The sequence below is a fragment of the Butyricimonas sp. RTP31003st1_G1_RTP31003_210430 genome (assembly GCF_040920905.1).
Lineage (GTDB): Bacteria > Bacteroidota > Bacteroidia > Bacteroidales > Marinifilaceae > Butyricimonas > Butyricimonas paravirosa.
The window spans coordinates 16,129-40,781 of record NZ_JBCOSQ010000009.1 but is presented as its reverse complement, the minus strand read 5'-3'; the positions used below and the strand labels follow the sequence as shown (position 1 = coordinate 40,781).

The following is a 24,653-nucleotide window of genomic DNA, read 5'->3' as shown; positions in this document are numbered from 1 at the left end:
ATGATTATGAGAAATTTGATACAAAAGAGATATGCTTGTATCCTGTTATTATTATTGGTAATCGGTGCAGGGTGTAGTGATTGGTTGGATGTACGGCCGCGGAATGAAATGAAAGAGGATGATATGTATGCTAATGAAGAAGGGTTTAAGAGTGCTTTGACGGGAGCGTATATCCAATTGGCAGCCAAAGAACTTTATGGCCGGGATGCGTCCATGTATTTACCTGAGATGTTAGCACAACATTGGACAATTTCAACGGATAAAACCTCCTTGATTTATAATATTTGTGCATTTGACTATACACATGAAAAGTCGGAAGAGGCTATTGAAAAACTTTGGAAAAAGTATTATCAATGTATCGTGCATTTGAATAATGTGTTGGGAAATCTAGAAACAACCGGAGTAACTTTTACAAATGGGAATGAGGCATTGATCAAAGGGGAAGCTCTAGGATTGCGGGGATTCCTTCATTTAGAATTGTTACGTCTATTTGGGCCTATTCCAGGGGATGGTGTATCTAGTGCTCCTGCAATTCCTTATCAGGAAGAGATGACGAAAGATCCCGGTAAACTGCATACGATCACTTACAAAGAAGTGTGTGAGAAGATCATTCGGGATTTGGATGCTGCAGAAAAACTTTTGGAGAAAGATCCGATTTTAGTGGGTTCAAATAAGCAATTGAATCAACCTGCGTACGATTGGGAAGGTAAGCCTCAAGACGAGTGGCAATTTTATCGGCAAGTTCGTTTTAATTACTATGCAGTGAAGGGGGCTAAAGCTCGTTACTATCATTGGATTGGTGATAAAGAGAATGCGATAAAGTTTGCGAAAGAGGTAATTGAAGCTAAAAATGAAGATGGAACATCTAAATTTGAACTTGCCACGGAGTCAACATATAGTTTATCCACAGCCGGTACAAACTTGGTAATGAAATGTGAACATCTTTTCGGGGTACATAATCCACAACATCAAACGATCTTACAACCTTTATTTAAGGATGATGATGCAAGTTTGAGACAGACTGTAGCTTATATTAATACAGCGTATGAAAGTACAATACATCCGGATGATATAAGAAATAAAGCAAATCGTTATTGGGAAGAGAGGACTTATCAGAATTCCAATAAAGTGAACCATTTTAGAAAATACACGGGAAGTGATACTTATGAGTCTCTGAATATTGTGCCTGTACTTCGTTTGGCTGAGATGTATTTGATTTTGGTGGAAGATTCTCCATTGTCTGAGGCTAGTGGGTATTTTAAAACATATCGCATCGCTCGGAATCTGGATATTTCTATTGATAATTCACTTGTAACGGAACAAGATGTTTTGAACCGGATGGAGAAAGAGTATCGGAAAGAATTCTTCGGAGAAGGACAGATGTGGGCTTTCTATAAGAAACATAATTTTACCAGATTTACTTGGCCCAAGAATAAAACTATTCCGGAAGGAGCTTATCTGCTTCCGATACCTAAGAGCCAAAGTGTGTTTGATTAAGTAAAAAGAGAGATTATGAAAATAGTAATTGCGAATATATTGATATTTTTATTGGTTGTGGGTACAATCAGTTGTAAAGAAAATTCAGCATTAGAGTATGAAAATGATCCGGCCCTGTATTTTGAAAATACAACTTATGGTCAGCGAGATAGCATTGCCCATACTTTTTTCATCCAACCGGATGATCAGATGCGGGATACCGTGTTTATTGAGATACTGACGATGGGGTACCCGACAGATTCGGATCGTCCTTTTATCTTGGAACAAACGAATGCTGGACAACCGGGATCGGCAATTGCAGGAAAGCATTTTGTGGCTTTTGATGATCCGGAAATGTTAGAGCATTTAAAGATTCCTAAAGGGAGTGTACGTAAAAGTTTTCCTTTAATCGTTTTGCGTGATCCTTCTTTGGAATTGGAAGAGGTTCGGATTGAGTTGAAGATTGGGGAGAATGAGTATTTTAGATCAGGAATTGACGACTGGACGAATTTTGTTGTAAAGACCACGTCTATGGCGGTAAAACCTACCAATTGGGATACCTATTGGAAATATTATTTCGGACCAACTTGGGGTTCCGTGAAAATGAAATTTATTATTGATAATACCGGATTCTCGGACTTTGACGGTGATCGTTTGAATACAGATTATACTAATTATCTGAGTTCTAAGGTGAAACAAAAATTATTGGAGTATAATACGAATCATCCGGATGATCCATTAAGTGAGGCAGACGGTACATTGGTAACTTTTGAATGATTAAAATGAAATTGATTATGAAACTGAAGAACATATTAATAGGAATAGGTTTAATAACATCTCTTCAGGGAGTACAATCCTGTATTGATGACCGGGGGAATTATAGTTATATTTCTAATGAAGAATTACTTCCTGTAACTATTTCCGGGTTTGAAGATACTACGGTAATAATCCGTTCAACTTTGAATATTACTCCCGTATTAGAGAATATGGATGATGAGTCCCGTTATATACATTTGTGGTATGCAGCTCCTTCGGTTACGGCAGGATTTACTCCGCAACGGGATACACTTTCCTTGAAGAGAGATTTATCATTTGAAGTGACGTATGAATCCGGAACCTATAATTTGGTTTATGAGCTACGGGATCCCAAGTTGGATATCTATGTTCGAAAACAAGTGTTGATGACCGTTCAATCGGATGTAAGTACCGGGTGGTACGTGATGAAGGAGGAGAACGGAGAAACGGATATTGATTATATCTCTATGGATGGGAAGAAGATTGAAAATTTGATCACCGCTTCTGGACAAGAACGGTTAAAAGGGAAACCGGTAAAAATGGCATATCAGTCTTCCCGTTATACTCCCGTGATTCAGAATCCGGATGGAACAACGACTCGGTTGAATAATAAAAGAGCTTTTCATGTTTTTAGCGATCAGGATATAAAGATCTTTAATGCAGACAACATGGCTCTGTTTTATAATTATGAAGATTATTTTTATGAAGTCCCAGAAGTGTGTAAGCCGGAAAATTGTGGAATGTATAGCACTGATTTTTATGCGATTAATGCAGGAAAGGTTTATTCAATTTATGGTATGTCACCGAATAGCGGAATGTTGGGATATGCGAAACCGGGATTGTATGAAGTGCACCCTGATATGGTGATGGGTAGTTATGGTGTGATGCTTTTTGATACTAAAACAAGTACGTTCTATAATACATCGTCCAGTGGTAGTTCCATGAATTTGTTCCCTGAAGATTCCGAGGGTGGAATTTCTCCAACGAATATGGATGTAGATATGATTCGGATGTTAGTTCGGAAAGAGGGAAATCCCTCTACTGCATTTGCTGTAATGAAGAATAAAAATAAAGATGAGCATTACGTGTTTGATATGTCTTATTCCATGGCTAGTTATCCGATTGTTGATATTGATACTGTTCCTGCACATTGTGAAATGCCAGAGACAAAGGTTATGGGAACTTCTTTATATGCCAGTTGTATTTATTATTCTAAAAAGGAAGCGGATGGTGATGTGTTGAAGGTGTATAAGAATGTCAAAATAGATAATCGTGAAAGTGAGTTGAAACGTTTTCCGGGAGAAGAAATAGTTTACATTGTAAATGCGACTAGTAGATATGGAGCTCCAGCGGATGAGGTATTCAATCATTTGGTTGTATTGACAAATAGTGCGACGGGTTGGAAATTGTATCGTTTTAATGTAATCGGGCAAACACCGGAGATCGAAACGGAGCCTGCGTTTGTTTATTCCGGTAAAGGAACAGCCGGATATGTTATGCTTCGTAACTAACATCGTTTTGTAAAGAATTTTCAGTTGGCTTGAAAATAAGGTGGATGATGGCATTTGCCATTGTCCGCCTAAATCACTAGTATATTTTAAATAATTATCGGGAGTATGAAAAAATTTAGTTTGTTATTGTTTTTAACCTGTATGGGTGTGGTGCTATATGCACAAAAGTACACGGAAATAAAGGGTTTCGTGAAAAATGATCGCTTGAAGGAAGTTCATCTTTATCGTGTAGAAGATGGGACGACACATTCTTATGCTTCGACCATGGTGGCAGAAGATGGTTCTTATGGATTTTTGTTTTGCCCGGAAAAGCCGGGGTTTTACACAGTAGGCAATGATAAACAGATGGATTTTGTAGTTTACGTAAAAGGTGGCGATAAAATCAATATCAATATTTTGGAAAACAGGGCCGAGTTGGCGGGAAAGAATACTAAAGAGAACGTGGCCTTGTATAAATGGGAAGACTTTGCGGCTGATGTTCGTTTGAAATCAGTTTATTTTATGCTGACAATCAGTAATTATAAGGACTTTTTCCCTGAATTTACTGTATTTGTTTCTAAACTTGATTCGATTAAAAAGAAGATAAAGAGCGGTAACGCGGAGTTTGATGCTTTATTGAAAAAGAAAATTGATTATGACGTGGACTATTATGCAGCAGTCTTTTTGCAGACTCCCAGAACAGCTCATCCGGAACGTCAGGATTGGCCGGAATTTTACAACACGATTATATCTGATGATAAGTTCACGACGGATGATGTGTTGTTGTTTCCTCAAGGAGCACGAATGATCGGTATCTATGCAAGTTTTGGATATAAGATGTCTGGTAAAAAGTATGATCCGGTAGATTATCAAAGCACTTGTTTAGGGTATTTGAAGACAGATCGTTTGAAAGGGGAGTATTTGTTACGGAATGTATTTGCTGGGTTGAAGTCTTATGACCAATATCTAAGTTTGATGGATCGTTATGGAAAATACTTGGTAACGCCTTCTCTAAAGGCTCGGGCTGAGGCTATCGGGACAGCGTTGTATGACACGGCTCCCGGTTCGATTGCTGCCGATTTTACCTATCCGGACGTGAACGGGAAAGAGGTGTCGTTATCCGATTTCAAGGGGAAAGTCGTGTTGGTTGACGTGTGGGCTACTTGGTGTGGTCCTTGTCGGGGAGAAATCCCTCATTTGAAGAAGTTGGAACAGGAAATGCATGGGACGGACGTGGTATTCTTGGGCGTTTCCGTGGATGAAGCGAAAGATAAACAGAAATGGTTGGATTTCATTAAAAAGGAAGAGTTGGGAGGAGTTCAGGTACATGCATCCGGATGGAGTAAGATTGCCCAGGATTACAAGATAAAGGGAATTCCCCGGTTTATGGTATTTGATAAACAAGGACGAGTCGTGTCGGTCGACGCTCCTCGACCTTCATCACCGGAGCTGAAAGAAATGTTAGAAAAAGAGTTGAAAAAATAAATAAGATTCGGGGGATTTGTGAAGGGAGAACAAATCCCCCGAATTGTATATTCATTAAAATGGAATAGATTATGAAGTATCGTTTATTATTTATCGTGTGTAGCCTATTATGTTTTTCTGAATTATGGGCAGGACCGGGAAAAGTGGTTGTTAAAGGTGCAGATCAAAATGTTTGTGTTTATAACAGTATCCGGGGAAGAGGGCGAGCTTGTTTTGCCCCGGAGAAAGGAATGAAAGAAACGGTGATTTTACTACCGGAAAAGGAGTGTGGTGATTTGTTTTATTTGATTTCGGGGGATCGGACTTCTTGGATAAGAGTGTTGCCGGATGAAACGGTCACGGTGGATGTCCGGAAAAAAGACTGGAAGTTCGCCGGAGATTCAAAAGCGATAAATCGTTATTTGTATCAGTGGACACAAAAGATGTTTTTCGGGAAGCCGAACGCTTTGACGTATCGGGTTGAAATGATGTTCTATCAATTGCCGGATCGGGATAAGAGAATTCCGGATCCGAAGATGTTTTACACGAAGGAGTACATCGAATGGATTGATAATATCGGATTGGAGTCATTGGGGGATTTAGCAAAGGCGAATTTGAAAGATGATCTATTCGTGGAAGAGCAAGAAAGACGAATTTATTATAGTTGGTTGGAAATGCAATTGCAAAATTATCAGTTGGCAAGTGATAAGGTTGAAATTCCTACAGAGGCATTTGTTTTTCTTCAAGAAATGAAGTTCAATCATGTTGCATATTTGAAATATCCGGGGATTGATGATGTTTTGAGGATTTACTATGACATGGCGGATGCTTGTGGGTTAATTACGTATGACAACTACAATTTTTTACAACGAAGAGCGGAACGGATTATGAATGCCGAGGTTCGTGAATACTATATCCTGCAGGAATTAGATAATATCATTCGTAATCAATGGTTGTATCAATTGGATAAAGTCATCGCATCGGTGGAAAATATGGTGATAACTCAAGCGGGAAAAGAACAATTGGCAGGATACAAAAAGCAGTATCAAGATTTGATGGCATCAGACGTAAATCAGGAAGGGAAGAAAGCGGTAAATATCCAGTTTAAGGATGTGAATGATAGAGAGTGGGGATTGTATATGTTTAAGGGGAAATATGTTCTCATTGATGTGTGGGCTACTTGGTGTGGACCTTGTAAATATCAGATTCCACACTTGATGCGTTTGGAAGAAGAGTTTGAAGGAAGAGGAATCGTGTTTGTTTCTTTGTCCGCAGATAAACCAGCCGATACTCAGAAATGGAAAGATATGGTTAAAGAGTTCGGGATGAAGGGTATTTGTGGGATTGCCCCGGATGCATTTAATCACGCATTCTTCGAGAAGTATAAAGTGAAAAGTATTCCTCGTTTCATTTTGATCGATCCCGATGGAAATATGGTGATGACTAAAGCTCGGCGTCCGTCGGATCCAGTATTAAAAATGCAGTTGGAAGAGTTGCTGAAACAGTATGATCAGAAGAAAACAACGATCAGTGGTAAGATGGAAGGAGTTGCGGATGGAACGCAAGTTTCTGTCAGTCATAAGATCGGAATGATGACTCACACATTAGGGCAGGCAGAAGTAAAAGATGGGCGCTTTGAATTGAGCTTTCTTTTGGAGAAACCCGAATTTATAAATTTCTCTTGTTATAAATTTTTTTTTGGGAATGTTTGGGCCAAGCCGGGAGATCGGATGGTACTTGAGGGAAATAAACCTGTTTATACCGGAGGAGAATATGAGTTGAATAATTTGTTGACGGAGCTTAATGCAAAATATGCAGATCGTTGGCCGGGGTATGGAGATGATGTTTTTGATCAAAAACGAGGGAAGCTGTCTTATGATATTTACGTGAGTATCAAGAACGAGATTGATGCCAGTACATTGCAACCGGAAACGAAACGTATGTTGACTGCCTATTTCCAAGGAGTGTTACTGGATAAGATGTATGGAAGGGTGGCTACGTCAAAGGTGATCGGTAAAGGTTTTCCTCGTCCGGTTGTGAAAAACGGGTATTCGAATGCCGTGTTAAAACTAGAATTATTGCCGGAATTAGTGAATTATCCGTCTTGGACAGATTGCGTGCAGGAGCTATTGTACGCACGTTTAGCCGCGGGTATGATAAAAATTCAAGGACGAGGTAGTTATATTACTGATATGGCAGCCGGGCTTAAGAGTGAGAAGTTGCGGGAAGCTTATATTATGGATCAATTACGGATGGAGATTTTACGAGGTCATTTATTTGGAATTGAAGATCGGATTGAGAATGCACGTTCGATGGTAAAAAGTCCTGATAATGTAGCCTTGTTGTCTCAGATGCCGGAACAAGCACAAAAGTCCTTGCAAGAATTTAAGACTGTTTTACCCGGTACGGATTTGAGCGAATTTTCTTTTGAGAATGAGAAAGGGGAATGGGTTGCGTTATCTGATTTTAAAGGAAAATATGTGTTTATAGACATTTGGTCTACAGGGTGTAATCCTTGTGTCGGAGAGGTTCCTTATATTAAAGATATGGAACACCGTTTCGCTGGGAAACCGATCACATGGGTTTCTATTTCAATGGATTTAAATAAAAAAGAGTGGTTGGATTTCTTGAAGGAAAAGGGAATGAATGGAATACAGTTGATATGTAACAAGGGGTATAAAGATCCATTCCCGAAACAAATAGCATTAAGGGGAATACCACGATTCCTATTGTTGGATAAGGAGGGAAAAGTAATTGATTTTGAATCGTTGAGACCTTCTAATCCGGTGTTGGGAGAGTTGTTGCAGTTGATGTTGAATAAAAAATGAACATTGAATGTTTGAATATATGCGGATATTGATTTTTATGTTCATACTGATCTGTTGTGCATGTACAGAAGTGAAGGAAGAACTTTTTATTAGAATGTCCTTTCAAGATGTTTTTACAATGACACAAGAGAATGAGAAAGATGTTTTGTTTCTTCTTACTCATAGGGAATGTCATGCTTGTGATATTTTGAAAGAGATGATTCAAGATGACGAAGATCTGAAAAATCATTTATTAGAGAAGTATAAATGTTTTGAGAATCCTGTAGATGTTGTAGGATATAATTTTTTACCTCAATTACTACATGAATACGGGTTCCCGATAATAGTTGTTTTTTCTCCACAAGGAGATTTGAAATCAATTGTTGGTGGAGCTGCGATCACAGACAAAGAGTTAGAAACAAAACTTGGAGGTGAAATTTTTCAGACAAATTTGCCAAACAAATTGCAACTTACAGATTCTGCGTATTCATATTTGATAAGTGCTACAGCAAAAGCTTTTTTGTCTTATTCAAAAGCTGATTATTCAAAAGCTAAAGATGAGATAGAAGAGTCGATAAGTGTTCATTCATACTTCTATAATTTGTATTTAGCTGCAAAAATTGCTCAGGTAAAAAATGATTCTTTGAATGCATCTGTGTATGTAGAAAAAGCTTTACGGATAAATGACAAGTTTAATGATTTTTTGTATCAGTATCTGCGGGAGGAATTATCTTATATTTCTGGTAAAAATATGAAATATGCTACGTTACAATATGCTATTGTATTCAAGGATAAAGTACATGATTGTGGAATAGTTAAAGGAGGAAAAGATTACAATTTCTCTTACGAATTTAAGAATATAGATACGATCCCTATTTTGATTAAGAATGTTCACAAATCTTGTAATTGTATGGAGGTGACTTGGGATAAAAAGCCAGTGTTACCGGGAAAAACAGGGTATATAAATGTGAAATATGATACTTCGCATAAAGGTGTTTTTGCGAAGGGATTATTTGTAAATATAAATAGAGATGATAGAATTATACCTCTATATGTAAAGGGATGCATAGAATGAGTTTGAAATAGAGGATTCATATCCTTTGTGTTTATTAATTTATGTTTTACTTAAAAATTAAAAGTATGAAAAAATTGGTTTCTTTATTTTTATGTATGGCATTGTTGCTGTCTATGGTAGTATGGGCCGAACCAGTGAAAACTTGCCAAGAGTCAGGAGAGTTGATTGCAGATACGGAATACGATGAGGCTTATTATCAGTGTGAAAATGGAATTCCATATTTGTTGTGGTGTGCTGCGGGAATGTTTTTTGATTTGGTATTAAAGATGTGTGTACACGAACGGGGGGAAGAGGGGCTGTATAAGGTGTGCAAAACTCCTAGAAATGGTTCTTATGGTTGTTATAGTGGAAATATGATTTCTTTTAGACCAAGCTGCAATTCAGATAAAGACTGTCGTAAGTAGCAATGAGATCATGGGGCGTTTAACAAGTCATTTTACACAATTAATATTATAATTTTTCTTTGTACTTTCCTGAAAATGATTGATGAAGAAGTTCTACTTGCATATAAGGAAGGAGTCGGAAAGTATGGTGATTTTGATAAAAGGATTTGTTAGAGCGCTCCATAATAATAAAGTGAAGTAATGAATTATATATTACAGAAAAATTACACTTGTAAAATGGCGAAATATTATTTAGTTGTATTATTATCTTTAATATTATGCTGTCAGGTATTGAATTCAAAAGCCCAAGGGATTCCTTTGTGTTTGACTGTGACAGATAGCTTGTCTACGCCATTGTTTGGCGTGTACGTGGTGAATGAACGCAACCGGATACTTGTGACTTCGACAAATGATGACGGACAGTGTTGGATTACCTCGGAAGATCTTGTAGCGGGAGATACTCTTGAGTTTTCTTGTTTGGGTTTTGAAGTTAAACGTGTGCCGGTACAACAACTTGCGGATGGACAGGTAATTGTGTTGCGAGAAAGAAGAATATTACTGGATGACGTTTACGTGGGTGTACAATCGCCTTATGAGATATTGGAACAAATTTCAAAAGATATCAAGAGAAAAAAGAAATATAAGGGATACTGTTATTACGGAGATGGCCAGTACGAGAAAATAACGGAATGTCTGGGGCGAGCGGTAGAATATCGTAGGGAATACGGCTGTTTCTTTACAGTAGTGAATTCGAGACTAGAAAACGCTACTTTTTGGGGATATGGATTTGTTCCTCGTTATACGGCTCGTAGCTATCCTCTCCGAACTGATGGATGTGATACGTTGACCCCTTTACATGAGAGAGTGGGTAGGGTTAATGAATGTTATACGTCAGGAGTACGAAAAATATTTTGGTTGATGCGTGCGATAGAACGATACGGACCATTGTTTGACAAGATGAAATATTTTACCTTCGAACAAATAGAATCGGAGAATGATGATTATATTTTCCAATTTAAAACGAAACAAGCGTATTATCTAAAAAAAACAGATCTTTATTGTGCGGGGATACTTGTTGTTGATCGAGAAACGTGTAGATTGAAATCGATGGATTTCGATTATGTGGAATATTATCGCTGTGATGCCTATAATTGGGAAAAAAAACTTATTCGTAAAGAAATACCTGTGGTATCAAATGCAAAATTGAAATTTGAATACACGAGTGAAGGGCAATATTTTGTAAAAAGCTGTATCTTGAAATCTACTTGGCAGAAATTGATGACAGATCAAAAATCATATGGCTCCGTACCTTCAAGGAGAGATCCGGGAGAGAATAAATTAGTCGAGAAAGAAGCTTTTTATTGTAAAAGCTACGGAAAGATATTGGATGTTCAACTTGGGGGTAGTGGGGCATATACTATAGGAATTGCTACTTGTAATCCCCAGGGGGAGTATCGTCCTGAAGTATTTTCTCGGTTACCGGAATTACTCGATTCCAAACAAGCTTTTAAGGATTTAAGCAGGTATATGGATATTCATGAACAGTTTAAGAAGATGAGTAACCGGGCTTATTATCAGGATGATTATTTGCTGATTTCTCCTTGGCTTACCGATGGATATATGAAAAAACACGGAGAAGAAAAATTTCTTAGGCGTTTTATGGCAAAAAGATATCAAGTTCTAAGTAACTTTTTTAAAGAATAATTGAAACCTATAATAATACAAGTTTATGAAATACATATTACAGACAAGGATTGTGAGTAAAATAGTTTTGTGCGTATTTGTTATTTTGATTGGGTGTAAGGAAAGTCAAGATGACAAAAAAAACGTGGTGGATTATTTCACGATATCGAATTTTTCAACGAAAAAAATAAAGATCGATCGATTAATCGATATGGATTCATTAAAAATTAATGGAAATAAAATGTCAATGGTCGGGAATTTTTTCACTCATCAAGACTCGTTATATTTCGCTGATTGTTTACAGGCTTCTATTTTGGTATATGATAAAGATGGACATTATGTTCGTTCGATATATAGAAAGGGACGAGGCCCAATGGAGTTAAATGGATTAGATGTCATGACTGCGCTGCCTTCGGGAGATTTTGTTATAATGGATGAACAATGGGGGATTACAGTTTGCGATACCGCTTGGAATAAAGTAAAAAATTTCATGTTAGAATGGACAAGTGTAAATTCTTTGGAAGAACAACGAAGAAATCCTGATCCTGAAGATCTGGGTATCTATGAAGTGGAATATGCTAAAAATAGAATTTGTGCTTACGGAGAACAACATGTGATTTTTCCTATAACGACGGAACATATAAGTTTGAATGCATTTGAATGTAATCGTATTCGACGTTATTATGATGAGACTTATACGTTAGCTCTTCTGTCATTACAAAGTGGTAAGGTTGAACGAATGATGTGTAAATTTTCTCCTGTTTACAGAAAGTATAGTTATTTACCTAATTTGAAGAATGTTTTGTTTGAAACAAATAGAAATGAATTGTATTATTCATTTGAAGTAGACCCTTTGATTTATAAAATGAATTTGACGGATTCAACTCTCGTGTCGTTTGGAGTTGAAGGGATTGCAATGGATACCAATTATCGGGAAACATTATCGCTTGAAGATGCAGAGAAATATATGAGGGAGGATATGGAAAATTACGGTTATTATAGGTATATGCTGTATAATCCAGATAAAGATTTTTTATTTCGAGGTTACCGAAAAGGTAAAGGGATGAAAGATGGCTTGCAAGTCTATTCCGGGAATTGTTTGATTGCAGATATGGAAGTTCCTCGTGATTTCGAAGTGATTGGATATATTGCCCCTTGGTTTTATGCACGGGGAGCTTGTAATTATGATGACGAAGAAATTGTAATGTATAAATTTAAATTAGAATGAGGATAAAGTGTATATTTTTATGTTTTATGATGATCTTCTTTGCTTGTGAGACAGGTAAAAGAACACAATATAAAGTATTTGAGAGGTGGATTGGGAAAACGATAATTGTTTCTAATACGTTGGAAGCACAAGTAATGGGACGAGATACCGTTTGTCCGGAACTGTTTCATCAGAAATATAAGGTGTTCAAATATGTGGATTCTACGGGGTGTTGTGAGTGTAAGTTACAATTACGTTCATGGGGTAAATTTATAGATGCTCATAAAAAGTATCAAGATTCTGTAGCTTTTATTTTGGTTGTACATGCTGAGAATCCTAGAATTGTGCCAATTCTTTGCGAGCAAAATGATTTTAAACAACCAATTTTTATGGATAAGAGAGGCAGGATGAATAAACTGAATAGTTTTTCGGGTAATATAGATGGATGGGTTTGTTTATTAAATGAAGATAACCGGATTTTAGCAGTTGGAGATCCGATTCACGAGTCCAATGATATGGTAAAATTCCATGAGTTGATGGGGTTGACTGATTAAATGAAAAGATCATATTTGTATAAATTAAAAGGGTAGGCTATGAAAATGAAGAGAATAATGACGGTTGCTCGTTATGAGGCCAGATTGGTCCGACGGAGTTGGATCTTTATTATTTTTACTATTTTGGGGATAATTGGAATTCCATGTATCCAGTTTTTGGTTGGAGACATCTCTGTTGCGATGAAATATAGTTTGAACGTGGGGCGGTCAATATGGAATTTAAAAGCATTACCTTCATTTATTCCTTATATGAATGCTTACTTTTTTAATGGAATGCAGGTGTTGATGATCGTTTTTTTCGTGTCGGAGATTGAAAAACGAACTCGGATAACAACGATGGAACCGTTATGGACAAGACCTGCCACGAATGGAGAACTGATGTGGGGAAGAGTGTTAGGGATAGGATGTATGATTATTGTTTTGAATGTTATTTCGGTGTTAGTTACAATGTCGATACATGTGATCACTCAAGCGTGGGCTTTTGATGCCGGTATATATTTGTTTTATTTTTTGACATTAACCTTACCTTCTTTAATCTTTTTTCTAGGCTTGTCCATGTTCGTGGTACATTGGATCAAATTTCAAGGATTGGCAATACTATTGTTGTTGGTATTTATTGCGGGAATGATTGGAAGTACGGGATGGTTACATGGCATGTTAGATCCTTTGGCAAGAACGATCCCTGTTATATTTTCTGTTGAGATAGGGTGCGTGAATCTGGGTTTGTTTTTGTTGCAACGCTTGATGTTTATGTGTTTGGGAGGGGCGTTACTATTTTTCTCGATTTTTTATGAGGAGCGTTTGACTGGAAAATCGGAAAAGAAAAATATTTTGCGATTGCTTGGAATCGGGTTGTTGGTAATTGCTGTTTTTGCTGGCGGGAGTTATGAAGGATATTTTATTAAGGGAGGAAAGCAGCGAGATTCTTTTAGACAAGCATATATACGGAGTGAAGATAAGGCTAAAATATATGTACTGGAGCATGAAATTTATTTTAAAGAGAAGGTAAAGGGGATGGAGGCTTCCAGTCGGATGAAAATCTGTAATAAAACAGGTAAGGAACTCTCTTCGATTATCCTATACTTAAACCCATCTTTGATAATTTCCCGCTTGACGTGTGAGGGGCAAGAGACTCGATATTTGCGTGATGAACAGGTTGTTGAGATTGATCGAACAGTACAAGTAGACGATACGCTGAAGATTGAAATTGAATATAAAGGGGGGATAAATGAGAGAGTTTGTTATTTGGATTTGTCAGATAAAGAGTTTTATGACACGCAAACAAATAGTGTCAGTATTTACCGGTTTGGGAACCGACAGGCTTTCGTGGGGGAAGAGGTAACGTTGTTACAGCCGGAATGTTTGTGGTATCCACAAGGTGTAGCTCCTATTAATTTGTCCTCATTATATGATCGACAAGTTGATTTTACCCGTTATTCTCTGATTGTGGAAAATGCTGTCGGACGTACGGCTGTTTCGCAGGGGATTCCGGAGCGTTTAGATGGGAAGACTTTTTTTCGGCATGATCATGCTTTGCAAGGAATCAGTTTAAGTATTGCAGAATACGAGAACTGTTCGATAGAAGTAGATGGAACACGATATGATATTTTCTTTTTTAAAGGGAGTGATTTTTTGGTACGAGCTTTTGAAGCTCCTAAGGAAATTTTTAAAACAGTCATAAGGGATATTAAATTTATGACAGAGTCGACGGTTTGTCAAATGGATAATGGTTATAAGGAGAAGGCCAAGGAAGTATGGAGAATGCAGGGTAAAGTTGAGGGGGAAAGTCCTGAGGCATATAGTCCGTCCGGACGATACCCGTATAAATGGTTTATTGCAATAGAGACCCCGATTTCTTTTTGTAGACCAGTTCGAGGCTGGGCTTTAGGAGGCGAGCGTCAACAAGCGGGGATAGTATTTTTGCCGGAACGAGTTGCTCATTGGAGAGGAGTTAAGTATGATATGAAAAAAGGGCGTGAGGTAGAGGAATGGAATCTCGTGGAGAGAAATAATCTGAAAGGTGATCTTGAAATGATTTTTAAATCGGCGAATTGTAATGTAGTTCCGATGTTCAGTGGAAATACTTTTTTTATGAAGTCTAATGAATTCCCCGCAATACATGAGGTGATTAAAACATTGGGGGTGCCTATAGATAAATTGAATATTGCTTTACAAGCTCCGGAGAAAATAAACGACGTGTTGGATTATTTACGGAACCATAGTTTGGAGCAAGCATTTACAGATAAAAATGTTTCTCCGAAATTGTTGGGAGAGATTATTGAATGGAAAACGATAGAATTGAAAGAATATTTAAAACATGAATTGTCGGAAGATAAGTTATATGATTTCTATAATCGTTTTTTTCAAGAGCATTTATTTGAAACGATAGATATAGATCAATTCTGTAAGGGATACATGGATTGGTTTGGACAGGATCTGAAGGGGAAGTTAAGAACATGGTACTCTAGGGATCGTTTACCCGTGTTATTGTTAGAGGATGTTGTGTTGTCGAAATTACATGAAAGTGAAGAAAACGTTAGAGGATATGGACTTGCATTTGCTCGGTTTAAAGTGTATAATCCCGGAGATTTGGAAGGCTTGGTTATCGTTCCTGGGGCTAAAATACAAGGAAAGAGAATAAATAGTTTTTTAATTTGCGGACATGAGTGTAAGGAAATACGACTAAAAAAGGATTATCCGGGGCTTACCATTAACTTCCCGTTGGCCCAAAATGTTCCCCCAGGAAGACTGGTGTTGGTTGATGAGATGCGTCCGTTGGAAGGCGACACGTTGACAGGGATTTTTCCGGCAGATTCGATGGTATTTTTACCTCGTTTAGGGGAAATAATTGTGGATAATAGGGATGAAGGTTTTAAATTGATTGAACCTCAGGGTGAGAAATTATTCACGTTATTACGTGGGGGGCCAAAGTCTTGGGAGCAAACAAAACGAAATTATGAACGTTGGGTAGAAATGATTGATAATCGGTTATATGGATCAGTAGTGCATGACGCTTATTGTAAATGTGTTGGTGAAGGGAAATATAAAGCGGAATGGACAGCTCAAATACCTGAGTCTGGAGAGTATGAGGTCTATTTTTATAATGGAGATTTTTTCAAAATGGGTTTAGCTTTTCAGGCAAGAAAAAAAGGAACGAGTGTGTATTACACTGTATGTGATCAATCAGGCGATCATGAAATCCGAGTTGAACCAGCGGAAGAATCTGTGGGGTGGGTTTCTTTGGGGAAATATTATTTTGGAAAGGGAGAGGCTAAAGTTGTATTGGATGACCGGGGTATTCCGCAAGCATCAAAAATACAGGAGGAAGGGAAACCACGGGTGATGCAGTATAAACAGATGATCGTGGCAGATGCCGTGAAATGGGTAAAAAGAGATTACTGAAACGATTAGCAATAAGCTTAATAAAATATTTAATCATGAGTATTAAGAGAGTGATAATGGTTGCTCGTTACGAGGCCAGACTACTACGACGGAGTTGGGTGTTTCTGATTTTTGCAGTCTTGGGAGTGGTGGGAATTTCGTGTTTCCAGTTTTTAATTGGTAGTGTTGACAGTGCAATGGAATATGGATTGACTTCCGGTCGGAATTTGTGGTATTTGAGAGCGTTGCCGTCCTGTATCCCTTATATGAATGCCTATCTTTTTAATGGTTTACAAGCACTTTTGATCGTGTTTTTCGTGGCTGAGATGGAGAAACGAGCACGAGTGACAACCATGGAGCCGTTATGGACCCGGCCTTGCACAAATGGAGAGTTACAGTGGGGGCGAGTTCTAGGCCTTGCTGGAATGGTGGTTGTCTTGAATATTATTTCCATGCTGGTGACTTTGATGGTTCACTTGTTTACTCCAAAGGGGAGTGTTGAGGTGAGCATGTATGTATTCTATTTTTTCACTTTGACATTGCCGGGTTTAGTTTTCTTTTTGGGAATATCCATGTTTGTGGTACATTGGATTAAATCGCAGGGACTTGCGATTTTGTTATTGTTGATGCTTATTGCCGGTATGGTTGGGAGTACGGGAGGATTACATGGGTTGCTGGATCCATTGGCGAGGACGATTCCCGCTATATTTTCTGTTGAAGTCGGGAGTGCAAATTTAGGGTTGTTTCTATTACAACGATTGGTGTTCTTGGGTTTGGGTGGGGCGTTATTGTGCTTTTCTATTTTTTACGTGGAACGTTTGACAGGAGAATCGGAAAGGAAAAATATTTTGCGATTGGCAGGAACCGGGTTACTAGTAATTGCTGTTTTTGCCGGGGTGAGCTATGAAGGGTATTTTGTCAAAGGTGGAAAACAGCGGGAGGCGTTTAGGCAGGCGTATGTGCGAAGTGAGGATAAGGTAAAGGTGCATATACTGGAACATGATATTCATTTTAAAGAGAAGGTAAAAGGAATGGAGGCTTCCAGTCGAATGGAAATTTGTAATAAAACGGGCAAGGAAATACCTTCGATTATTTTGTATCTGAATCCATCATTGACGATTTCACGATTGACTTGTGAAGGGCAGGAAACCCGATATTCTCGTGACGAACAAGTGGTCGAGATCAATCGGATAATACAGCCGGGAGATACGTTAGTGATTGAGATGGAATATGAAGGGGGTATAAATGAGGGAGTATGTTACCTGGATTTGCCAGATAAGGAGTTTTATGACACGGAAGCGAATAGTGTTGGTATTTTCCGTTTCGGGAATCGGCAGGCTTTCGTGGGTGAAGAGGTGACGTTGTTGCAACCGGAGTGTTTGTGGTATCCACAAAGTGTGGCACCGATCCATTTGTCTTCGTTGTTTGATCGACAAGTGGATTTTACACGTTATTCTTTGACTGTAGAGAATGCTGCCGGGCGTATGGCGGTTTCACAAGGGGAACCGGAGCGTTTAGAGGGGAAGACTTTCTTTCGGCATGATCATGCTTTACAAGGTATCAGTTTAAGTATCGCGGAGTTTGATAATCGTTCGATAGAGGTAGATGGGACACAATATGATATTTTCTTTTATAAAAGTAGTGATTTTTTACTTCAGGCATTTGAGGCCCCTGAAAAGGCATTTAAATTCATGATAAGGGATATTAAATACATGACGGAGTCAACTGTTTGCCAGATGGATGAAGATTATAAGCAAAAGGCAAATGCGGTTTGGAGGAAACGAGGAGAGATCGAGGGGGAAGACCCGGAGGCATACAGCCCGTCGGGACGGTATCCGTATAAATGGTTTATCGTTATGGAGACTCCGGTTTCTTATTCGAGACGTTACCGGGGATGGGCTCAGAATGAAGAATACTTGCAAGCGGGAATCGTGTTTATGCAGGAACGGATGGCCAGTGCTTTTTATTTCGAGAGCACACCACCACCTGTTGAGGAGTGGGATTTTGTGGCGATGAATAATTTTAAGGGGGATATTGCGATGATTTTTAAATCGGGGAAATATAAAATAGCTCCGATGTTTGTTGGGAATACTTTTTTCATGAGTTCTGAGGAGTTCCCCGCGATACAGGAGGTAATCAAGATGTTCGGGATGCCCGTGGATAAATTACCGGCTGCGATGCAGGCCCCGGAGAGAGTTCGGGATGTCGCTGCCTATTTGAAAGATCATAGTTTGATGCAGGCGTTTACGGACGAGGGGGTGTCTCCTGAATTGCTAGGAGAAATTATTGAATGGAAGACGATCGAGTTGAAAGAATATTTGAAACATAAATTGTCAGAGGAGAAGTTATATGGTTTTTATAATCGTTTTTTACAAGAACATTTGTTTGAAACAGTTGATATAGATCTATTTTGTGAGGAATTCATGAAGGAGTTCGGGATGGACTTGAAGGAGCGGTTAAGGACGTGGTACACCAGGGATCATTTGCCTGTGTTGCTACTGGAAGATGTTGTGTTGACTGAATTGCCGGAAGAAGAAGACGGTGGGGAGGGAAGGCGAAGTAAATCTGCATATGGTCGCTTTAAAGTGTATAATCCCGGTGATGTGGAGGGGGTGCTTGTGGTTTCTGCGGCAAGGATAAAAGGGGAAAAAGTCCGTAGTTTTTTAATTCAAGGACACGAATGTAAGGAGATTCGGGTGAAAATGGATTATCGAGGCCTTATGATCACTTCCCCGCTGGTGCAGAACATTCCTTCGGGAAGATGGGTATTAACAGATGAAATACGTCCTTTTGAAGGAGATACCTTGACGGGAGTCTTTCCCGCAGATTCAACGGTCTTTTTACCTCGGCCCGGAGAAATTGTCGTGAATAATCGGGATAAAGGTTTTAAGCTGGTCGAGCCTCAAGGGGAGAAGTTATTCACGTTATTACGGGGAGGACCGAAATCCTGGGATAAAGCAAGACAAAATTACGAGCGTTGGGTGGAAATGGTTGATAATCGCTTTTATGGAACCGTGGTTCATGATGCTTATTGTAAGAGTGTCGGGGAGGGGAAATACAAAGCTGAATGGACAACTCAGATTCCAGAAGCAGGGGAATACGAGGTATATTTTTATAATGGAGATTTCTTTAAAATGGGAATGCTTTTCCAGGCGAGAAAGAAAGGTACATGTATATATTATACCGTGTATGATTCATCGGGGAGTCATGAAATCCGAGTTGAACCGGCAGAGGAATCGATGGGATGGGTTTCTTTAGGGAAGTATTATTTGGAGAAAGGAGAGACAAAGGTGGTATTGGATGACCGGGGAGGTGGTTCGGAAGAGGTTGACGAGAAGTCGGAGGGGGGTATGCGAATGATGCAGAATAAGCAGATGATTGTGGCAGATGCCGTGAAATGGGTGAGAAGAGGACGTTAAATATTTATTTTGTATAATATCTTCAATTTTCCTTCGTTTTTTGATGAGGGAAAATTAAAGATATTGTATTGATTTTGTGACATCGTTTAAATATTTATCAAAAAATATTTAAAAAATAGATTAAAAAGATGGGTAAACATATTATTATTTTTGTAATTTTGGTGCGGATGTATGAATAGAATTTATGATAAGGAGGATCGCTGCACTATTTTTCTTTTTGGGTGTGTATATTCTAGGGATTGCTGAAAATACACGGGGGAAGGAGTATATATTGGTACTTAACTCGATTAATTTCAACGAGACTTGGGCAAATAATCTATACCAAAATATTCGGGATGAGTTCTCGTCTCCGGGGATGCGTGTTGAGGCGGAAGAGCTGTCTATTCCGATGATGACGAAGATCGAGGAGGTGGAAGAAAAAAGAGAATATTTATTATCTCGATATTCAAATCCGCCTAAAGTGGCCGTTTTCATCGGGGACCCGGCGTGGCTCGTGTGTCAGTCGTTATTTGATGGGGTATGGAAAGATGTACCTGCTGTTATTTGTTATTCAAGGGATTCTATGCCAAGAAATTTAGAAAATTTTATCAACAAAGATTTCTTGGGAGAAGGAAAGTTTATTTCAACGGAAACAATTACAGCGGGGTATAATCTGACCGTGATAAAACATCCCTTTTATGTCAAAAATACAATAAATCTGATCCGGAAATTGCAGCCTGACGTAAAGAAGATAGCCCTTATTTCAGATGATCGTTATATTAGCGCTATGGTCCGGGAGGACGTGAAGAACGTGTTGAAGAGAGATTTCCCCGAATTAGAATTGGATTTGTTGACATCAATAGATATGTCTACAGAAAAGTTGCTGGATTCTTTAATGGATTATAGTAGGGAGGTCGGGATTATTTATAATTCTTGGTTTTTAAACAAAACGCAATCTGGGAATCATTATTTGGCTGATAATCTTCAAAAGATTATATATGGTTTTGTAGATTCGCCCGTGTTTACTTTAACGGAAATGGATATTGAAACTGGCGCTTTTGCCGGGGGATATTTCATTTCTGCAGAGAATTTCGGAAAGGTGACGATACAAACGATACAACAAATTTTAGACGGAATGCCGGCCCGGGATGTAGAGAGAAAGATCGGGGGAAAGCCAAGGGTTTATTTGAACTATCATCACTTACAACATCATGGTGTAAATCCTGATAGCATTACTGGAAATGTCGTGTTTTATCAAGTTCCACCTAATTTTTATCAACTCTACAAGGAGTATATTATTATCGGTTTAGCGTTTGTTATTTTGTTGGGAGCGATCGGGTTGATGCGTTTTCATGTCATGCGACAGAGGCGTCTGCAACGTCAACGGGAATTTCAGTTACTTTCACAGTATAGAAAGTTGGTTGATAATATGCCTGTGATCTATATTCGTAAGCAGTTGATCTTTGATGAAGATGGAAATGTTGTTGATTTCATATTTTGTGATGTTAACAATCTTTTCGAGGAAGTTTTCCATTGTACCCGAGATCGGGTTGTCGGGAAACGTTTGAGTGAGGCCGATGTGGATAACCAGCTTCTGGATTATATGATGGATAAAGAATCCGGGCGCATTACCTCTTTTGTTTTTCCAGAAGAAACTAATAAAATTCGTTATTACGATAAATTGTCGTTCCCGAGTTCGGAGAAAGATTTCATGGATGTATTCTTTATCGATCGGACGGAAGAGTATTTGGCTTCTTTGAAAATGCAGGAGCATCAGGTTTCGCTGGAAGCGTTGAATCGAAGGTATGAGCTGGTGCTGGGTGCAACACGCCTTATTCCGTGGACGTGGAATTTGTTGAATAAGGAGATCAGTTATGATATTACATATGTGACTCATGGACATTGTAATACAAAGGATTCAAGAAAAATGACTGAAAAAGAAGGTATTATGATCGTTCATCTAGATGATCGGGTTCGTATGCATAATGCTTATTTAGACTTGTATTATGATCGGGTTAATATTATTCGGGAAGAACATCGATCCTTGTTTTGGGACGGTACGGACGAGTATGTCTGGTTCGAGAGTTTCGTGACTGTGGGTGATAGAGATGGAGAGGGGCATCCCACGTTGCTGGTCGGGGGTTCTTTATTGATTGATGAACGCAAGAAGATGGAGGAGGAATTGTTGAAAGCGAAAGAGGCGGCTGAAATTTCTAATCATTTGAAGTCGGCTTTCCTTGCTAATATGAGTCACGAGATTCGGACCCCGTTGAATGCGATTGTCGGTTTTTCTAACGTGTTGGCTTACACGGAGGATGAGAACGAGCGACAGGAGTATATCAAGATTATAGAGAATAATAACACGTTGTTGTTGCAATTGATCGGTGATATTTTGGATTTGTCAAAAATCGAGGCTGGTGTTTTTGAGTTCGTTTATTCCAAGGTAAACCTGAATGTATTGTTGATGGAGGTTATTCGGGCGGCTCGCTTGCGATTAAAAAATGATTCGGTTGTTGTGGAGTTCGTGGAGTGTTTACCTGAATGTGTGATTTGTTCCGATGTAAACCGTTTGATGCAAGTAATGAATAATCTGATCACGAATGCCATAAAATTTACAACCAAGGGGAGTATTCGTGTCGGATACAGGTTGCGGGAGGATGAGTCGTTGTATTTTTATGTCTCGGACACGGGATGTGGTATTCCCGCGGACAAGCTGAAAGAGGTGTTCGGGCGATTTGTGAAATTGAACTCTTTCCAACAAGGTACAGGATTGGGACTTTCCATCTGTGAAAGTATCGTGACCCGGTTAGGGGGACAGATTGGGGTAATGTCAGAAGTGGGGCAAGGATCAACCTTCTGGTTTACCTTGCCTAAATCTTCATGGCAACAAGCGGATTAATTCATAGTTTAAATCTGAACAGGTCGTTGAATGATTCGCTCATGGAGGGGTGCGTGAAGATGAAATCCCGCAGGAATGTGTAATCCTGTCCCGTTTTCATGGCGATAGCCACAATATTGATGATCTCGCTTGATTCCGGACAAAATAGTGTACAGCCCAGTATCTTTTTCGTGTCAGCGTCAATAATCGCTTTTAGCATTCCCTCGGTTTTGCCGATCGTGTGTACTCGTGGAATGGAAGAGACTGTGAATTTGTTTACCTTGAAATTCAAGTTCTTTTTCCTGGCCTCTTCTTCATTCATCCCGATACGGGAAAGCGGGGGCTCGATAAACACGGAATAACTGATTGGTTCCCGGTCGATTGTTGCCCGATCCTTATTGCCGAATAAATCTTCCCGGATGATTCGATAATCGTCCAGAGAAACATAGGTGAATTGTAAACCGCCTTTTACGTCTCCTATGGCACGGATATGGGGTGTTGTTGTCTTCAAGTATTCGTCCACGATGATGGCTCCTCTTTCGTTGACTTCGACCCCGGCCGCCTTTAGATTCAAGCTTTCCGTGTTGGGTTTTCTACCCGTGGCGAGGAGAATTGCATCCGCTTGGAGCGTGTTTAATTCACCGCTCGCTGTATCCTTATAGGTTAGGGTAGCTTCCTTTTCGCCATTAGTCACGGATTGCACGTTAGCATTCAAGATGAAGCGAATCCCTTTTTTCTCCAGTACTTCCTGCACGTTGGCTGCAATATCCCGATCTTCCCGGGGAATCAATGCCGAGAATCCTTCCAGCACGGTTACTTCCGATCCGAAGGAGGCGTACATGGAGGCAAATTCTAAACCGATGTAACCACCACCGACAATGATTAACTGCCGGGGAAGTTCTTCCAGCTCCATGATTGTTGTGCTTGTGAATACCTTGGGATTATCCTGAATCCCGCTGATCGGGGGTATCACGGTTTCCGCTCCCGTGTTGATAAAAATATGTTTTGCCGTTAGTTCGAAAGTCTCTTCTTTTGTTGTCACCCGAACGATCTCGGGTGAGACGAATTGTCCTTCGCCCGTGTAAACCGTAATGTTGGGGTTCCCGGCAAGGTTATCGTAGTTTTTCTGGCGTAACTTGTCTGTTACATTATTTTTGAACTCGATCGCCTTCCGGTAGTCCGCTTTCCGTTCTTCGAAAGAGAGTCCCTTTTTCAGCGTGGCAAGTTCTGCTTGGTGGATGAGTGCTTTGGTCGGGATGCACCCGATGTTGATGCAGGTCCCCCCGTACATTTTATCTGATCGTTCAATCATGGCAACTTTCCAGTCATGTTGAGCTAGTTCCGTGGCAAGGGTTTTACCGCCTTTACCGAAACCGATGATGATAGCGTCAAATTCTTTCATGATTCTTGATGTTTAATTGATTTAATATGCGTTGTGCAGAATCGGATAGTAGTACGATAGCTCCTGCTAATATGGCCGTGTCTTTAATCACGAGGCGTCCGGCCCCGGATAACAGGGGAAAGCCAAATTCCCCGCTTCCCAGGTTGGGGACCCATACTTCGGGTGTCGTGACAAGAAATGACAAGGTTCCGATGGTCATGATAATGGCCAGAATATCCCCGATGATGCCGATGCGGGGAAAGAATAATCCCAAGAAGACCAGTATTCCGATGGTACAGATCAAGGCTCCCAGGCAGTGGGCGAAAGTGTATGTTCCGTTTGCTTGATGCCATTCCCGGTTCTTGATCACGTAGGCTCCTTCCGCATTTTTGTATTCCTTGTATTCCGGAGCTTGTTTGTTGTAGAAAAAACTCATGAATGGACTGTTGGCAACGAACGGTACAATCCCGTCAGCCTCGTAGTGATAGTATTTCAGACCTCCGATCCACACGAAAATGGTGAGAATGGCCACACGGATAAGTTTTATGCCTAAACCTTTGCTTGATGCTGCTATCGTTAAAAAACGACGGATGAATTTTGTTACTTGCTCGTTCATTTTATTCCTGAATTAGATTGTTTAACTTCAGGTACAAAGATCGGCTATCCGTGTGGGGTTAAAAA

Annotated in this window: 15 protein-coding genes; 13 read left to right on the top strand and 2 right to left on the bottom strand. The window is 39.4% G+C overall.

Annotation, left to right across the window (positions count from 1 at the left end; genetic code table 11):
* The first annotated feature begins 6 nt into the window (after positions 1-6).
* From AB5542_RS04420 to AB5542_RS04360, 13 genes are all read left to right on the top strand, one after another.
* Positions 7-1,497 carry a RagB/SusD family nutrient uptake outer membrane protein gene (locus tag AB5542_RS04420; protein ID WP_270544545.1) on the top strand — a complete coding sequence of 497 codons (1,491 nt, stop codon included), beginning with the start codon at positions 7-9 and terminating at the stop codon, positions 1,495-1,497.
* Positions 1,498-1,512: 15 nt separating this feature from the next.
* Complete coding sequence (locus AB5542_RS04415) at positions 1,513-2,253, top strand: DUF4843 domain-containing protein (RefSeq protein WP_027202241.1); 741 nt, start codon at positions 1,513-1,515, stop codon at positions 2,251-2,253.
* Positions 2,254-2,270: 17 nt separating this feature from the next.
* Positions 2,271-3,782, top strand: a complete 1,512-nt coding sequence (locus AB5542_RS04410) for a PKD-like family lipoprotein (RefSeq protein ID WP_270544542.1) — start codon at positions 2,271-2,273, stop codon at positions 3,780-3,782.
* A gap of 105 nt (positions 3,783-3,887) precedes the next feature.
* The gene (locus tag AB5542_RS04405) at positions 3,888-5,246 is read left to right on the top strand and encodes a TlpA family protein disulfide reductase (protein WP_118303748.1); all 1,359 of its coding nucleotides are present in this window, start codon (positions 3,888-3,890) and stop codon (positions 5,244-5,246) included.
* A gap of 71 nt (positions 5,247-5,317) precedes the next feature.
* The gene (locus tag AB5542_RS04400; RefSeq protein ID WP_368242996.1) at positions 5,318-8,053 is read left to right on the top strand and encodes a TlpA family protein disulfide reductase; all 2,736 of its coding nucleotides are present in this window, start codon (positions 5,318-5,320) and stop codon (positions 8,051-8,053) included.
* Between the two features lie 118 nt (positions 8,054-8,171).
* Positions 8,172-9,107 (top strand): DUF1573 domain-containing protein, encoded by a 936-nt coding sequence (locus AB5542_RS04395; protein WP_270544540.1) that lies wholly within the window; start codon positions 8,172-8,174, stop codon positions 9,105-9,107.
* 65 nt (positions 9,108-9,172) lie between these two features.
* Positions 9,173-9,511 carry a carbohydrate-binding module family 14 protein gene (locus AB5542_RS04390; RefSeq protein ID WP_270544539.1) on the top strand — a complete coding sequence of 113 codons (339 nt, stop codon included), beginning with the start codon at positions 9,173-9,175 and terminating at the stop codon, positions 9,509-9,511.
* 180 nt (positions 9,512-9,691) lie between these two features.
* Positions 9,692-11,194, top strand: coding sequence for a hypothetical protein (locus AB5542_RS04385; protein ID WP_270544538.1), 1,503 nt, complete (start codon positions 9,692-9,694; stop codon positions 11,192-11,194).
* A gap of 25 nt (positions 11,195-11,219) precedes the next feature.
* Positions 11,220-12,401 (top strand): 6-bladed beta-propeller, encoded by a 1,182-nt coding sequence (locus AB5542_RS04380; RefSeq protein WP_270544537.1) that lies wholly within the window; start codon positions 11,220-11,222, stop codon positions 12,399-12,401.
* Positions 12,398-12,934 (top strand): hypothetical protein, encoded by a 537-nt coding sequence (locus tag AB5542_RS04375; RefSeq protein ID WP_270544536.1) that lies wholly within the window; start codon positions 12,398-12,400, stop codon positions 12,932-12,934. The genes AB5542_RS04380 and AB5542_RS04375 overlap by 4 nt, the downstream gene beginning before the upstream one ends.
* A gap of 39 nt (positions 12,935-12,973) precedes the next feature.
* A complete protein-coding gene (locus AB5542_RS04370) occupies positions 12,974-16,336 on the top strand; it encodes a hypothetical protein (protein WP_368242995.1) in 3,363 nt (1,120 codons plus the stop codon).
* Positions 16,337-16,371: 35 nt separating this feature from the next.
* The gene (locus AB5542_RS04365; protein WP_270544534.1) at positions 16,372-19,734 is read left to right on the top strand and encodes a hypothetical protein; all 3,363 of its coding nucleotides are present in this window, start codon (positions 16,372-16,374) and stop codon (positions 19,732-19,734) included.
* Between the two features lie 184 nt (positions 19,735-19,918).
* Positions 19,919-22,612 (top strand): ATP-binding protein, encoded by a 2,694-nt coding sequence (locus AB5542_RS04360; protein ID WP_270544533.1) that lies wholly within the window; start codon positions 19,919-19,921, stop codon positions 22,610-22,612.
* A 1-nt stretch (position 22,613) separates the two neighbouring features.
* On the opposite strand, the gene AB5542_RS04355 is transcribed toward AB5542_RS04360, so the two are convergent.
* Together AB5542_RS04355 and AB5542_RS04350 are read right to left on the bottom strand one after the other, a co-directional pair.
* The gene (locus AB5542_RS04355; RefSeq protein ID WP_368242994.1) at positions 22,614-23,993 is read right to left on the bottom strand and encodes an FAD-dependent oxidoreductase; all 1,380 of its coding nucleotides are present in this window, start codon (positions 23,991-23,993) and stop codon (positions 22,614-22,616) included.
* A complete protein-coding gene (locus tag AB5542_RS04350) occupies positions 23,980-24,588 on the bottom strand; it encodes a DUF417 family protein (RefSeq protein ID WP_368242993.1) in 609 nt (202 codons plus the stop codon). Before AB5542_RS04350 ends, AB5542_RS04355 begins: the two co-directional genes overlap by 14 nt.
* Positions 24,589-24,653 lie beyond the last annotated feature (65 nt).

What these genes read in the sequence shown, in the direction of transcription:
- AB5542_RS04420 (WP_270544545.1), top strand. Translation starts at nt 7, where the DNA reads ATGAGAAATTTGATACAAAAGAGATATGCTTGTATCCTGTTATTATTA.
- AB5542_RS04415 (WP_027202241.1), top strand. Translation starts at nt 1,513, where the DNA reads ATGAAAATAGTAATTGCGAATATATTGATATTTTTATTGGTTGTGGGT.
- AB5542_RS04410 (WP_270544542.1), top strand. Translation starts at nt 2,271, where the DNA reads ATGAAACTGAAGAACATATTAATAGGAATAGGTTTAATAACATCTCTT.
- AB5542_RS04405 (WP_118303748.1), top strand. Translation starts at nt 3,888, where the DNA reads ATGAAAAAATTTAGTTTGTTATTGTTTTTAACCTGTATGGGTGTGGTG.
- AB5542_RS04400 (WP_368242996.1), top strand. Translation starts at nt 5,318, where the DNA reads ATGAAGTATCGTTTATTATTTATCGTGTGTAGCCTATTATGTTTTTCT.
- AB5542_RS04395 (WP_270544540.1), top strand. Translation starts at nt 8,172, where the DNA reads ATGACACAAGAGAATGAGAAAGATGTTTTGTTTCTTCTTACTCATAGG.
- AB5542_RS04390 (WP_270544539.1), top strand. Translation starts at nt 9,173, where the DNA reads ATGAAAAAATTGGTTTCTTTATTTTTATGTATGGCATTGTTGCTGTCT.
- AB5542_RS04385 (WP_270544538.1), top strand. Translation starts at nt 9,692, where the DNA reads ATGAATTATATATTACAGAAAAATTACACTTGTAAAATGGCGAAATAT.
- AB5542_RS04380 (WP_270544537.1), top strand. Translation starts at nt 11,220, where the DNA reads ATGAAATACATATTACAGACAAGGATTGTGAGTAAAATAGTTTTGTGC.
- AB5542_RS04375 (WP_270544536.1), top strand. Translation starts at nt 12,398, where the DNA reads ATGAGGATAAAGTGTATATTTTTATGTTTTATGATGATCTTCTTTGCT.
- AB5542_RS04370 (WP_368242995.1), top strand. Translation starts at nt 12,974, where the DNA reads ATGAAAATGAAGAGAATAATGACGGTTGCTCGTTATGAGGCCAGATTG.
- AB5542_RS04365 (WP_270544534.1), top strand. Translation starts at nt 16,372, where the DNA reads ATGAGTATTAAGAGAGTGATAATGGTTGCTCGTTACGAGGCCAGACTA.
- AB5542_RS04360 (WP_270544533.1), top strand. Translation starts at nt 19,919, where the DNA reads ATGATAAGGAGGATCGCTGCACTATTTTTCTTTTTGGGTGTGTATATT.
- AB5542_RS04355 (WP_368242994.1), bottom strand. Translation starts at nt 23,993, where the DNA reads ATGAAAGAATTTGACGCTATCATCATCGGTTTCGGTAAAGGCGGTAAA.
- AB5542_RS04350 (WP_368242993.1), bottom strand. Translation starts at nt 24,588, where the DNA reads ATGAACGAGCAAGTAACAAAATTCATCCGTCGTTTTTTAACGATAGCA.